Here is a 12,484-nt window from a genome sequence, read left to right as displayed (position 1 = left end):
GAGGGAGGTGGGCGGGTGAAGACCCTGCTCATCGACAATTACGATTCGTACACCTACAACCTGTTCCAGTTGATCTCCGAGGTCAATGGCGAGGAACCGGTGGTGGTCCGCAACGACGACGGGGACGGCGCACTCCCCCGGCTCGCGGAGTTCGACAACGTGGTGGTGTCCCCGGGGCCCGGGCATCCGGGAAACGGCCGTGACTTCGGCGTCAGTGCCCGGGTGATCGCCGAGGCCACCGTGCCCGTGCTCGGGGTGTGCCTGGGCCACCAGGGCATCGCGCTCGGCGAGCGGGCCCGGGTGGCTCCCGCCCCGCAGCCGCGGCACGGACATCTGAGCAGAGTGCGGCACGACGGGCGGGACCTGTTCGAGGGGCTGACCCAGGACTTCACGGCCGTGCGCTACCACTCCCTCGCGGTGCACGAGCCGCTGCCCGCCGCCCTGGAGGCCACCGCCTGGGCCGAGGACGGCGTCCTGATGGGCCTGCGCCACCGTGAACGGCCGCTGTGGGGCGTGCAGTTCCACCCGGAGTCGGTGCTCACCGAATACGGCCACCGCATGCTGGTGAACTTCCGCAACCTCACCGCCCGCCGGGCCCGCAGGGCACGCACCAAGAACACCGCCGTCCCTCCGACCGAGGCGGCGATCCCCCGGCCGAGGTCGGCGTCCGGCGCGCAGAGCACGAGGGGCGCGGTCGGTGCGCAGAGCACCGCGGGCGCGGCCGGTCCGGCGGGCGTCACGGGTGGTGCCGACGAGGCCGGGTTCCCGGCCGCGCTCCCCCGTGCGAGGCACACGGCCCGGACAGCCGCGCCCCGTCCCGGCGCGGCCCTCCCCCGGCCCCGGCAGGGCGACGTGCCCGCGTACCGGCTGCACACCCGCCGGCTCGCCGGCGCCGTGGACACGGAGGCCGCCTACGGCCGCCTCTTCGCCGCCTCGGCCCGCTCCTTCTGGCTGGACAGCTCGCTCGTCGAGCAGAGCCGCTCGCGGTTCTCGTTCCTCGGTGACGACAGCGGTCCGCTCGCCGAGTTCGTGCGGTACGACGTGACGGCCGGGCGGTGCGAGGTGATACGGGCCGGACGGCCGCCGCGCAAGGTGTCGGCGAGCGTCTTCGACTACCTGAAGCGGCAGCTGACCAGCCGCCGGGTGGACGCCGACGGGCTGCCGTTCGACTTCACCGGCGGCTACGTCGGTTACTTCGGCTACGAGACCAAGGCCGACTGCGGCTCCCCCAACCGGCACCGCGCCGAGACCCCGGACGCCTGCTGGCTGTTCGCGGACCGGCTGCTCGCCGTGGACCACGAGGAGGACGTCACCTACGCGGTCTGCCTGGCCGAGGACACCCCGCAGGCCGCGGCAGAGGCCGAGGAGTGGCTGACGGACACGTTGGCCCAGCTCAGTTTCCTGGCACCGGGCGACCGCCGGCCGGCCCCGCCCGCCGCCGGCGCACCCGATCCGGAGGCCGCCGAGCCCTGGCTGGTGCGCGACCGCGCCACCTACCTCGCGGACATCGAGGCCTGCCAACGGGAACTGCGGGCCGGCACCAGCTACGAGGTCTGTCTCACCAACGCGGCCCGGCTGCCCGCGCCGTCGGACCCGTACGCCTTCTACCGGGAGCTGCGCCGCGTCAACCCGGCGCCGTACGCGGCTCTCCTGCGGTTCGGCGACCTGGACGTGGCCGGCTCCTCACCGGAGCGGTTCCTGCGGATCACCCGGGACGGGGTGGCGGAGGCCAAACCCATCAAGGGGACCGCGCCGCGCGGTGCGACCCCGTTCGAGGACGGCCGGCTGCGGGACGCGCTGGCGGCGGACGCCAAGACCCGCGCCGAGAACCTGATGATCGTCGACCTGCTCCGCAACGACCTGGGCCGGGTCTGCCGTACCGGAACCGTCCGGGTGCCCCGGCTGATGGCCACCGAGTCGTACGCGACCGTGCACCAGCTGGTGTCGACGGTGACCGGCCGGCTGCGGGCCGGGACGGACGCCGTGGACTGTGTACGGGCCTGCTTCCCGGGCGGGTCGATGACCGGGGCGCCGAAGCTGCGCACCCTGGAGATCATCGACTCGCTGGAGACCGAGGCCCGGGGCGTGTACTCGGGGGCGCTCGGCTACCTCGGGTGCAGCGGCGGCGCGGACCTCGGCATCGTCATCCGTACGGCGGTGATGACGGGCGGCCGGATGCAGCTGGGCGCGGGCGGCGCGATCGTCCTGGACTCCGACCCGGCCGCCGAGTACGACGAGATGCTGCTGAAGACGGCGGCGCAGATGCGGGCGCTGCGGGCGCACAGCGCGTCCGCGGCGGACGCCGTGCAGGAGGCCGCCCGGTGACCCGGGCCCCCGCCGTCACGGCGACCGCCAACCTCGCCGCCCGGCTCACCGACCGCGCCGAGCGGTACGGCTGGAACGGCCGGCCCGCCTTCCACCAGGGTCATCGCGTCTTCACCCACGGCGAGGTGCACGAGCTGGGAGCGCGGACCGCGACCGTCCTCGCGGAACACGGCGCCGGCCCCGGCGACCGGGTGGTCCTCGCGCTGCCCGACTCGATGGCCTGGGTGGTGGCCTTCCTGGCCCTTGCCCGGCTCGGCGCGGTGGCCGTCCCGGTCAACCCCGAACTCCCGGCTGCCGACCACGCGTTCATGGCCGCCGACACGGAGGCGGTGCTGTGCCTGACCGGCCCGGGCCTGGACGACCGTTTCGCGAGACGGGTCCGGCTCGGCGCCGACCAGCTGCTCGCGCTCGCCCCCGCCGCCGTACCGGCCCCGGCCCACCCGGTCGACGCGGACACCCCGCTGTACGTCCAGTACACGTCCGGGACGACGGGCAGGCCCAAGGGGGTCGTCCACACCCACGCCGACCCGCCCGCGTATCACGACCTGATCGGGCGGCGGCTGCTCGGCGTCACCGAGGACGACGTGACGCTGTCGGTGTCCAGGCTGTACTTCGCGTACGGCTTCGGGAACGCCTTCGTCTTCCCGCTCTTCTCCGGCTCCAGTGCCGTCCTGACGGACCGGCGGCCGGGCCCGGCCGCCGTGGACGAGCTGATCGCGCGGCACCGGGTGACCCTGGTGTACTCGGTGCCGTCGGCGTACGCGGCGCTGGTCGCCGACCGGGGCAGCGGTCACCAGGCCTGCTTCGCCTCGGTTCGGGCCGCCGTGTCGGCCGGCGAGGGGTTGCCGGCCGGACTCGGCGAGCAGGTCTCGGAGCTGCTCGGTGCGCCGCTGCTCGAACAGATCGGCTCCACCGAGGCCGGGCACGCCTTCTGCGCCAACAGCCTGGCCCACAACCATCCCGGGACCGTGGGCCGTCCGGTGCCCGGCTTCGAGGTGGAGTTGCGCGACCGCGACGGCCGTCCGGTGCCGGACGGCCACGAGGGAGAACTGTGGCTGCGCGGGCCGACGGTGACGCCCGGCTACCTGAACCGGCCGGAGGACACCGCCCGCACCCTGGTGGGCGGCTGGCTGGCCACCCACGACCGGGCGGTCCGCGAACCCGACGGCGCCTACCGGCACCTGGGCCGCACCGACGACATGGAGATGGTCGGCGGGATCACCGTCTCCCCGCTGGAGGTGGAGGCTGTGCTGCGCACCCATCCCGGGGTGCGCGAGGTCGCGGTGGCGGCGGTACCCGACGGGTCCGGCGCCGGACGGCTGCGCGCCTTCGTCGTACCCGCCGTGACGCCGGCGCCGGACGGGCTCCCGGAGGAGCTGCTGGCGCTGGCCCGGCAGCGGCTGGCCGCGTTCAAGGTCCCGCGCAGCGTCAGCCTGCTGCCCTCCCTGCCCCGCACGTCGTCCGGGAAGCTCCGCCGCCATCTGGTCCGCCGGGGCGCGTGGTGACCATGACTGAAAGGACCGTCTCCATGCAGGAGTCCCTGATCGGCGAGCGCGGCTTCTACCTCGGCCCGCTGTTCCGGCGGGCGGCCGACCGGCACGGCGGGGTGTCCGTCACCCTGGACCGGCCCCTGGACACCCACCCGGACCTCGGCGTCCGCCTCAGTTACGCGGAACTGGCCGACGCCGCCGAGGAGTTGTCGGGGCGCCTGTGGGCCGCCGGGGTCCGGCCCGCGGAACAGGTGGTCGTCCACAAGACGGACAACGTCGACATCGTGCTGCTGACCTGCGCGGTGTCCCGGATCGGCGCGGTGCCCGTGCTGCTCTCGCCCACTCTGGCCGGTGAGGTGGTCGGCAAGCTGCTCGCCAGGCTCCGGCGGCCGTGGCTGGTCACGGACGCGGCGAAGCTCGCCGGCCTGGAGGTCGGGGGTCTGGTCCGGCAGACCCTCACCGTGGACAGCGTGCCCGGTGTGGTGTCCCTGCCGGAGCACGCGGGTGCCGAGGTGCCGGCGCCGGTACGGCTGCACCCGCGCGAACCCGCCCTGATCACGCACAGCTCCGGCACCACCGGCGTCCCGAAACTCGCCGTGCACTGCCCGCAGACGATGTGGAACCGCCTGGTGCCGCAGCAGGCGCTGGGCTGGCCCACCCGCGGTGAGGTGGCGGCACTGCACATGTCGTTCGTGCACTCGCGCTTCTACCATCTGCTCGGCGTCCTGCTGCACTTCGGCAGCCCGCTGCTGCTGATCACCGACCCGGACCCGGCGACGGTCGGCCCGCTGCTGGCCCGGCACCGCCCCGGCATCGTCGAGACCCACCCCAACACCTTCGTACTGTGGGAGGAGCTGGCGGACGCGCCGGGCGCCCCGCTGTCCCGGGTCAGGTCGTACGGCTCGACGTTCGACGCGATCCACCCGCGCACGGTACGGCGGCTGCTCGACGCCTCCAGGCGCCGGTCGCCGTGGCTGATCCAGCTGTACGGCCAGAGCGAGACCGGTCCTGTCGCGTTCCAGTGGTTCACCCGCAGGAGCGCGTCCCGGGCGGACGGGCGGCGGGTCGGGATCGGGATACCGGGCTTCACCCGGGTCCGGGTCACCGCCCCCGACGGACGGCCCGCGGCCCCCGGCACGCCCGGCCGGATCGAGGCCCGTACCCGGGGCCGGATCCTCACCTACCTCGGCGCCCGCGAGCAGTACGAGCGCCAACTCGACGGCGCGTGGTGGCAGATGGGCGACATGGGGTATCGCGACCGGCTGGGCGCGCTGTACCTGATCGACCGGGAGATCGACCGGATCGACTCCGTGCACAGCAACCTGGAGGTCGAGGACATCCTGATGGACCGGTTGGAGGAGCTGCGTGAGGTGGTCATCGTGCCGGGCGCGGACCGGGAGCCGGTCCCGGTGGTGTGCGTACGCGGGGAACGGCCGCTGGACCCGGAGCGCTGGCGGGCGGCCACCGCCGGCCTGCCCGCGATGGCCGAGCCCAGGCAGTGGCGGTTCGAGGAGCTGCCGATGACGGCGACCTGGAAGGTGAAGCGGGTGGAGATCACCCGGATGCTGGCGGCGGGTGTGCGCGCGTGACGCCGGTCGTGGTGGTCGGCGCCGGGCCCGTGGGCCTGTCGGCGGCGCTCGCGCTGCGTGCGCGTGACCTGCCGGTGCTGCTCCTGGAGGCGGACCCGGAGGGCCGTGAACGGCCGGGCAGCCGGGCGCTGTTCGTGCACCGCGAGACCCTGGCGCTGCTGGACGCGATGCGGCCGGGACTGGCCGGGGAGATCACCTCCTACGGCCGGACCTGGCACACGAGGCGGACCCTGTACCGGGGGCGGGAGGTGTACTCCCGCACCTTCCCGCCCCCTTCCGGCCGGCCGCCCTTCACCAGCCTGCGCCAGGTGGACACCGAGCGGTTCCTGCGGGCCGCCTGCGAGCGGGCGGGCGTGGAGTTCGGGTGGGACGCGCGGGTGATCGGCGTCCGTTCCACCGCCTCGGGTGTCTCGCTGAGCTGCGCGGACGGGCGGGAGGTGACGTGCGGCCACGTCATCGCGGCGGACGGCGCCCGGTCCGCCGTCCGGGCCGGGCTCGGCATCCCCATGGAGGGCACCCACGGCGAGGGCTTCCACGTGGTCGTCGACGTGGCCGACAGACCGGGCGCGGAACTGCCGCTGGAGCGGGTCTTCCACTACGAGCATCCGGGCGCCGGCGGTCGCAGCGTGATGCGGGTGCCGTTCACCGGGGGCTTCCAGGTGGACCTCCAGTGCCACGCCGGGGACCGGGCGGAGGACTTCGGCACCGAGGAGGCCGTCCGCCGCTGGCTGCCCGGGGTGGTGGGCGAAGGATACGAAGACCACACGGACCGGATCCTGTGGGTGTCGACGTACCGCTTCCTGCGCAAGGTGGCGGCCTCCTTCACCGATCCGCACGAGCGGGTCCTGCTGGCCGGGGAGGCAGCGCACCTGTTCCCGCCGTTCGGGGCGCGCGGCATGAACAGCGGGATAGCCGACGCGGCGGCGGCAGCGGAGGCGGTGGCGACCGGCGCGGTGGCCGGCTTCGCGGCGGCGCGGCGGGCCGCGGCCCTGTTCAACAGCGAGGCGGCCGGGATCGCCCTGGACCATCTGCGGCCCCGGCGGCGGATCGTACGGCTGCGGCAGCGCGCGGCGGCGGCCCTGGCGCCCGTCCTGCCGTCCTGCGGATCCTGGCTGGAGCACGCGCCGTACGGGCCGCGGACCGGGGTTCCGGTGCCGGCCGGCGGAAAGTACTGAGGAGGAGCGTGGGCGGTCGGGTGATGTCCGGTGAGGGGCTGCTGACGTGGTCGGCGGCCGACGGTCCCCGGCCGGCCGGGGACGCGGGGCCGGGCGGGCGGCTGCTCGTCGCCGACTCCTGGCTGGTCCGGGACGGCCGGGTACGTGCCCTCGACCGGCACCGGGAGCGATTCCTGCGGTCCTGCGGCGAGTGCGGCGGGCCGCCGGTGTCCCGGCTGCTGGAGTTCTGGCAGGCGATGACGGCCGCCCTGCCGCGCACCGGCGAGTGGTTCCCCCGGGTCGAACTCGTGCCGGGTTCGCTCGACTTGCGGCTGCGGCTGCGGCACGCACCGCCGCTCGGGTCCGAGGTCCGGGTGTGGGCGGCCGGCCAGTCGGATCCGCGGACCGTCCCGCGCCGCAAGGGGCCGGACCTGGACACCCTGGCCCGGGTGCGCGGCCGGGCCACCGGCGCGGGCGCGCAGGAGGCGGTGCTGGTGACGCCCACGGGGGTGGTGCTGGAGGCGGCCACCGCGAGCGTGCTGTGGTGGGAGGACGGCACCCTGTGCCTGCCGTCTCCGCAGCTGCCCGTGCTGCCCGGGGTGACCGTCGCGCTCCTTCAGGAACGGGCGCTGCGCACCGGGGTTCCGGTCGCCCACCGGGACCGGACCCTGCCCGAGCTGGACGGCCGGGAGGTGTGGCTGGTCAACGCGCTGCACGGGATCAGGCCGGTCGCGGGATGGATCGGCGAACCCCTGCGGGCGGGGCCGGCGGTCCGCGCCGGGGAATGGCGGGCGTGGCTGGACGCCGCCATGGAGCCGCTGCCGGGGAACTGAACAAACCGTACGGACACGTCGAACATGCCGGGCCGAATATGTTCTGGTTCGACCCGGCACTTTCCGGTGCCTGAATTGATTTCGGCGTCGCCGGAATTACTTCTGCTGGGGCTGATAGGCGCCCGGCGCCATGCGGGTGGCGATGGCGATCCGGTTGTAGGCGTTGATGACGGTGGCCGCCCAGATGAGGGCCGCTACCTGGTTCTCGTCGAACACGGCGGCGGCCTGCGCGTAGACCGCGTCCGGGACACGGCCGTCGGCGACGACGGTCACCGCCTCGGCCAACTCCAGTGCGGCACGCTCCCGTTCGGTGAAGAACGGGGTCTCCCGCCAGGCGTTCAGCGCGTAGATGCGCTGCTCGGTCTCACCCTGGGCGCGGGCGTCCTTGGTGTGCATGTCGAGGCAGAACGCGCAGCCGTTCAGCTGGGAGGCGCGAATTCTGACCAGTTCCAGGAGTTCCGGTTCGACCTTGGCGTCCTGGGCCGCGGCGACCGCGGCGGCATGCAGGGACCCCATCGCCGAGGAGACGTCCGGGGTGATTTTCTTGAGGGCCACACGGGAAATCTGATCACCATTGCTCATGGGTGAGACTCTAGCTTTCAGAATTCAATCGCGTGGTCCGTTGTCCGGGAATTCAGGCGGCGCTGATCACAGCCGGGTCGGACAGCACCGCGCACAGGACGTCCAGCGCCCCGGACCAGGCGTGGTCGGCGGGCGTGCCGTAGCCGAGGACGAGGGCGTCCGGTGCCTCGACGGCGGCCGTGGGGTGCCGGTGGCGCGGGGTGAGGCCCTCGACGGCGAGGCCGCGGGCGGCGGCGGCCCGGATCACCCGGCCCACGCTGCCGGGCGGGAGTCGCAGCACCACGTGCAGGCCCGCCGCGATGCCCGTGACCCGGATCGCCGGGGCCCGTTCGGCGAGTGCGGCGACCAGGGCGTCCCGGCGCCGCCGGTAACGGGTGCGGGAGGCACGGACATGACGGTCGTAGCCGCCGGAGTCGATGAACTCGGCCAGGGTCAGCTGGTCCGGCGCGCCGCAGGTGTCCACGCCGCCCTTGGCCGCGGTCACCTCGCGGGCCACGGCCGGCGGCAGCACCATCCAGGCCAGCCGCAGCCCGGGGGCGAGGGACTTGCTGGCGGTGCCCAGGTAGACCACCTCGTCGGGGGCCAGGCCCTGGAGGGCGCCGACGGGCCGGCGGTCGTAGCGGAACTCGCCGTCGTAGTCGTCCTCCAGGACCAGGCCGCCGGTGCGCCGCGCCCAGTCCACGACGGCCGCCCGCCGGTCGTGGTGCAGCGGCAGGCCGAGCGGGAACTGGTGCGAGGGGGTCAGCAGCACCGCAGCCGGGCCCGGCCCCAACGCGCCGGTGTCCGTGCCCAGTTCGTCCATGGGCAGGGCGACCTGGCGCAGCCCGGCCGCGGTCAGCAGCTGCCAGTGCTCGTCGAGGCCGTACGACTCCACGGCGATCGTGTCGGCCCCGCGGGCCCGCAGGGCCTTGCCGAGCAGCGTCAGGCCGTGGGCGAACCCGGCGCAGATCACGATGTGTTCGGGGTCGGCGCGCACGCCCCGGGCACGGGCGAGGTAGGCGGCGAGCGCGGTGCGCAGTTCGACCCGGCCGCGCGGATCGCCGTAGCCGAACGCGTCGTTGGGGGCGGCGGTGAGGGCGCGGCGGGCGGCCTTGAGCCACTCGGTGCGCGGGAAGGCGGAGACGTCGGGGAAGCCGGCCCGCAGGTCGTAGGCGGGGCGGTGGGCGGTCGCGGCGGCCGTGGCCGCGGTGCGGGGGTCCGCGGGCAGGGCCGGTACGCCGGTCGCGACCCGGGTGCCGGAGCCCTGCCGGGCGGTGAGCCAGCCCTCGGCCACCAGGTCGGCGTAGGCGTCGGCGACGGTGTTGCGGGCGATGGCCAGGTCGGCGGCGAGGGAGCGGGACGAGGGCAGCCGGGTGCCGGGGAGCAGCCGGCCGCTGCGGACGGCCTCGCGCAGGGCGTCGGTCAGGCCGCGGCGCAGGCCCGGACCGGCCGGTTCCACGTGCAGGTCGATGCCCAGAGCCGTCCGAGCGGGCCGATTGGCCCATGTCTTCCCCATGGAAATGGACCATACCTCTGGGCTGCCTGGCTCCTAGGCTCAAGGCATGAGCACAGAAGAGACGATTCAGTACGCCCCCGAGCACACCCCGCGCCTCGCCTGGGCGGAGCACGCCCCCGAGGTCTACAAGGCGATGGTCCGGCTGGACGGAGCCGCCCGCAAGGGACTGGACGGCAAGCTGTTCGAGCTGGTGAAGATCCGCGCCTCGCAGCTCAACCACTGCGCGTACTGCCTCGACATGCACACCAAGGACGCGCTCGCGGCGGGCGAGAGCGTCGAGCGCATCATCCAGCTCAGCGCGTGGGAGGAGTCGAGGCACTTCTACACCGAGCAGGAGATCGCCGCGATCGAGCTGACCGAGGCCGTCACCGTGCTGACCGAAGGGTTCGTGCCGGACGAGGTCTACGAGCGGGCCGCCAAGCACTTCGACGAGGTGCAGCTGACCCAGCTGATCGCGTCGATCATCGTGATCAACTCCTGGAACCGGTTCGCCGTCACCACCCGTATGGTCCCGGGGCACTACACGCCGGGGCAGCACGGCTGAGCGAGGCGGACGACCGCGCGGGGACGGCGACGGCCCCGCGCCCGCCGTGCTCGGCGGACTCGGGGCCGTCAGCGCGATCAGGCGTAGGGCGCGTTGCTCGCCCCGGGGCGGAACCGGCGGTACAGCACCGCGCCGGCCGCCAGGGAGGCCAGGCTCACCATCGCCGGCGCCCAGGGGCTGGCCGCTCCGGTGTGGGCGAGCGTGTCGGTGGTCCGCTGCCGCACGACGGTGGTAGGCCGCGGGTGGGCCTTGGCCGGGTGGTGCGGCTGGGGGTGGACGCGGGGCGTCGACGGGGTGCTGGGGGCGGGCTCGTCGGACGGGCCGTTGGTGGACTCGTTGCCGAAGACCGGGTTGCCGACACCCACCACGTTGACACTGTTGCCGCTGAGGTTCACGGGCGCGTGGACCGGGACCTCGACGCCGTTGCCGGAGAGGATGCCCGGCGAGTCATGGGTGCTGCTGTCGGCCGTGGCCTGCCCCGAGTTGCGGGAGCCCGCCGAGGCCGCCTTGCCCGGCGCCTTGTGACTGCTGTTGGTGCACTTGTTGCCCATCGCGGGGTTGAGCAGCCCGATGACGTCCACGGTGTTCCCGCAGACGTTCACCGGGATGTCCACCGGCACCTGAATGGTGTTGCCGGACCCCAGGCCGGGCGAGCCGCTCGCGGTACCGTCCGCGGCGGAGTCGGCGTGTGCCGTCCCCGCGACTGCCATCGCGCCGGAGGCGACGGCCATGGCGATCACACTGTTTCGGGTAGCCCGTTTCATGGGGTCCCTGCCCTTCCAGACGCGTCGCGGGCACTCACCCGGACTCGGTGTAACGCTGAGGAGATCTACTGAGGAGATCTGCTGAGGGGTTTCGCTGAGCTGTTCTGCTGAGGGGTTTTGCTGAGGGGTTTGCTGAGCTGTTCTGCTGGGGGTTTTGCTGAGAGGCGTGTTCCGGCCGGCCGGGTCAGAACGCCTGGTTGTTGCAGCCCATGTCGGAGCCGAGGTGGCTCTGCTGGGCGCCCGGGTTGCCTTCGCCGTTCAGCAGGTTGCCGGCCAGCCCGGTGAGGACGCCGACACCGCCGAGCACCTCGATGTTCATGTCGTGCGAGCGACACTCGGTGCCCTGGGTGACGTCGATGTCGTGGCCCGGCTCACCGTGTGCGAAGGCGGTGCCGCCGCCGAACGAGCAGACGCTGCCGAGGACGGCGGCGCCCACCAGGGCTGCCTTGTGGAACGTGCGCATGGGTTCTCCGTGGGTCGAGCGGACCGGGATCCGCGACGGATCGAATGGTGGTGCGGACGGTGACGGGGCCTCAGCCGAGGCGCGGGAGCCCCAGCTGCCCGACGGGAGGCGCCGCGACCTGGCCGAGGCCGACCGGCGCGAGACCGGGCACGGCCGGCGCCCCGAGGATGGGGTTGACGAGCGGGTTCACCTGCGGGTTCACCTGGGGGTTGACCTGCGGGGTGACGCGCGTCGGACCCTCCGGGGCGTAGCCCTGGGGAACGGCCAGCTGCGGCGCGACCTGCGGCATGACCTGAGGCATGACCTGGGGTACGACCTGCGGCGGGGCGGACTGCGGCGGCGCGTACTGCGGGGCCGGAGCGTACTGCGGCTGCGGGGCGTACTGCGGCTGCGGCGGGTAGGCGGGGGCGGCCTGCGGCGGCGCGGCCTGCGGCTGCTGGTACACGGGAGCCGTGGAGGCCTGGGCCGAGCCCTGCGACGAGGCCGAGGCGGCGGCGTAGCCGGTGCTCTGCTGGGGGTACTGCGGTGGCGGGGCCTGCTGGTACTGCGGCGGAGCGTACTGCGGGGGCGGCGCCTGCTGCTGGTACTGCGGCGGGGCGGCCTGCTGCTGCGGGTAGGCGGGGACGGTTGCCTGGGCCGAGCCCGTCGTCTGGCCGGCGGCGTAAGGGGCCTGCGGAGCCGGTGCCGGGGGTGGGGCCTGCGGATACGGCTGGTCCGGAGCCGGCACCGGAGCCGCACCGCCGTACCCGACGGGAGCGTCGGCATAGCTGACGCCGGCGCCGATGGCGGACAGACCGCCGGCCGCCGCCAGAACGAGCGCGGCCTTGTGAAGCTTGCGCATGAAACCCTCGGCCCTTCGATACCTGGATGAGAAAGTCCATTGCGTTCAGTGCGGTCGCGCGTGCAGTCGGTGCGGTAATGACACTGCACTTTCAGCAGCGGTACGCCTGAGCAGCACGCGAACTTCGCATCGGAGCCGGCAGCGATTCGCCTCGTTCTCTCAGCTCCTCGGCCACCGCCTTCTCCCCACCGGAACGAGGATTGCCCGGCCGTGGTCACGGGCATTCGAGGACCCGTCACCCAATTGCCGTCACCGGTACGAGCTTTACCGCTCATATGCTATTTCGCCGAACGGGTGACACGACACCGCGCCCGTATCCGGTTCCGCGAGCCCGTCGTTCCCCACGGGGTGAGGGCGAAGGTCCATCCCAGCCGCCCCGGGCGGCGAAAAAGCGATAACCGCGC

Annotated in this window: 11 protein-coding genes; 6 read left to right on the top strand and 5 right to left on the bottom strand. The window is 73.7% G+C overall.

From position 1 onward, the window contains the following. The first annotated feature begins 15 nt into the window (after positions 1 to 15). The 5 genes from pabB to MB828_RS33170 are packed head-to-tail and all read left to right on the top strand — an operon-like array spanning position 16 to position 7,391. Positions 16 to 2,325 (top strand): aminodeoxychorismate synthase component I, encoded by a 2,310-nt coding sequence (gene pabB, locus MB828_RS33190; protein WP_301651427.1) that lies wholly within the window; start codon positions 16 to 18, stop codon positions 2,323 to 2,325. Further along, complete coding sequence (locus MB828_RS33185) at positions 2,322 to 3,830, top strand: AMP-binding protein (RefSeq protein ID WP_301651426.1); 1,509 nt, start codon at positions 2,322 to 2,324, stop codon at positions 3,828 to 3,830. The genes pabB and MB828_RS33185 overlap by 4 nt, the downstream gene beginning before the upstream one ends. A gap of 2 nt (positions 3,831 to 3,832) precedes the next feature. After that, complete coding sequence (locus MB828_RS33180) at positions 3,833 to 5,404, top strand: class I adenylate-forming enzyme family protein (RefSeq protein ID WP_301651425.1); 1,572 nt, start codon at positions 3,833 to 3,835, stop codon at positions 5,402 to 5,404. Next, the gene (locus MB828_RS33175) at positions 5,401 to 6,579 is read left to right on the top strand and encodes an FAD-dependent monooxygenase (RefSeq protein ID WP_301651424.1); all 1,179 of its coding nucleotides are present in this window, start codon (positions 5,401 to 5,403) and stop codon (positions 6,577 to 6,579) included. Before MB828_RS33180 ends, MB828_RS33175 begins: the two co-directional genes overlap by 4 nt. Positions 6,580 to 6,602: 23 nt before the next feature. Further along, complete coding sequence (locus MB828_RS33170) at positions 6,603 to 7,391, top strand: aminotransferase class IV (RefSeq protein ID WP_301651532.1); 789 nt, start codon at positions 6,603 to 6,605, stop codon at positions 7,389 to 7,391. 96 nt (positions 7,392 to 7,487) lie between these two features. Here the strand turns inward: MB828_RS33170 and MB828_RS33165 are convergent, their stop codons facing one another. Continuing rightward, positions 7,488 to 7,973: a carboxymuconolactone decarboxylase family protein gene (locus tag MB828_RS33165; protein ID WP_301651423.1), complete on the bottom strand. Its 486-nt coding sequence runs from the start codon at positions 7,971 to 7,973 to the stop codon at positions 7,488 to 7,490. Positions 7,974 to 8,025: 52 nt separating this feature from the next. Next, entirely contained in the window at positions 8,026 to 9,468 is a 1,443-nt protein-coding gene (locus MB828_RS33160; protein WP_301651422.1) for a PLP-dependent aminotransferase family protein, read from the bottom strand. Positions 9,469 to 9,514: 46 nt separating this feature from the next. On the opposite strand from MB828_RS33160, the gene MB828_RS33155 reads away from it, so the two are divergent. Then, the gene (locus MB828_RS33155; protein WP_301651421.1) at positions 9,515 to 10,012 is read left to right on the top strand and encodes a carboxymuconolactone decarboxylase family protein; all 498 of its coding nucleotides are present in this window, start codon (positions 9,515 to 9,517) and stop codon (positions 10,010 to 10,012) included. Between the two features lie 77 nt (positions 10,013 to 10,089). Here the strand turns inward: MB828_RS33155 and MB828_RS33150 are convergent, their stop codons facing one another. The 3 genes from MB828_RS33150 to MB828_RS33140 all read right to left on the bottom strand — a co-directional run bounded on the left by MB828_RS33150 (position 10,090) and on the right by MB828_RS33140 (position 12,080). Next, the gene (locus MB828_RS33150; protein ID WP_343236224.1) at positions 10,090 to 10,743 is read right to left on the bottom strand and encodes a chaplin; all 654 of its coding nucleotides are present in this window, start codon (positions 10,741 to 10,743) and stop codon (positions 10,090 to 10,092) included. 217 nt (positions 10,744 to 10,960) lie between these two features. Next, positions 10,961 to 11,239, bottom strand: a complete 279-nt coding sequence (locus MB828_RS33145; RefSeq protein WP_046727339.1) for a hypothetical protein — start codon at positions 11,237 to 11,239, stop codon at positions 10,961 to 10,963. A 70-nt stretch (positions 11,240 to 11,309) separates the two neighbouring features. After that, entirely contained in the window at positions 11,310 to 12,080 is a 771-nt protein-coding gene (locus tag MB828_RS33140) for a hypothetical protein (protein ID WP_301651419.1), read from the bottom strand. Positions 12,081 to 12,484: the final 404 nt, after the last annotated feature.

The sequence above is a fragment of the Streptomyces arenae genome, from assembly GCF_022343545.1.
Taxonomy (GTDB): domain Bacteria; phylum Actinomycetota; class Actinomycetes; order Streptomycetales; family Streptomycetaceae; genus Streptomyces; species Streptomyces humi.
The sequence above is the reverse complement of the archived record's forward strand: the minus strand, read 5'-3'. Positions and strand labels throughout refer to the sequence as shown.

Bases quoted from the DNA above. Each gene is read 5' to 3' on its own strand.
- MB828_RS33180 (WP_301651425.1), top strand. From the start codon at position 3,833: ATGACTGAAAGGACCGTCTCCATGCAGGAGTCCCTGATCGGCGAGCGC.
- MB828_RS33170 (WP_301651532.1), top strand. From the start codon at position 6,603: ATGTCCGGTGAGGGGCTGCTGACGTGGTCGGCGGCCGACGGTCCCCGG.
- MB828_RS33165 (WP_301651423.1), bottom strand. From the start codon at position 7,973: ATGAGCAATGGTGATCAGATTTCCCGTGTGGCCCTCAAGAAAATCACC.
- MB828_RS33160 (WP_301651422.1), bottom strand. From the start codon at position 9,468: ATGGGGAAGACATGGGCCAATCGGCCCGCTCGGACGGCTCTGGGCATC.
- MB828_RS33155 (WP_301651421.1), top strand. From the start codon at position 9,515: ATGAGCACAGAAGAGACGATTCAGTACGCCCCCGAGCACACCCCGCGC.
- MB828_RS33150 (WP_343236224.1), bottom strand. From the start codon at position 10,743: ATGGCCGTCGCCTCCGGCGCGATGGCAGTCGCGGGGACGGCACACGCC.
- MB828_RS33145 (WP_046727339.1), bottom strand. From the start codon at position 11,239: ATGCGCACGTTCCACAAGGCAGCCCTGGTGGGCGCCGCCGTCCTCGGC.
- MB828_RS33140 (WP_301651419.1), bottom strand. From the start codon at position 12,080: ATGCGCAAGCTTCACAAGGCCGCGCTCGTTCTGGCGGCGGCCGGCGGT.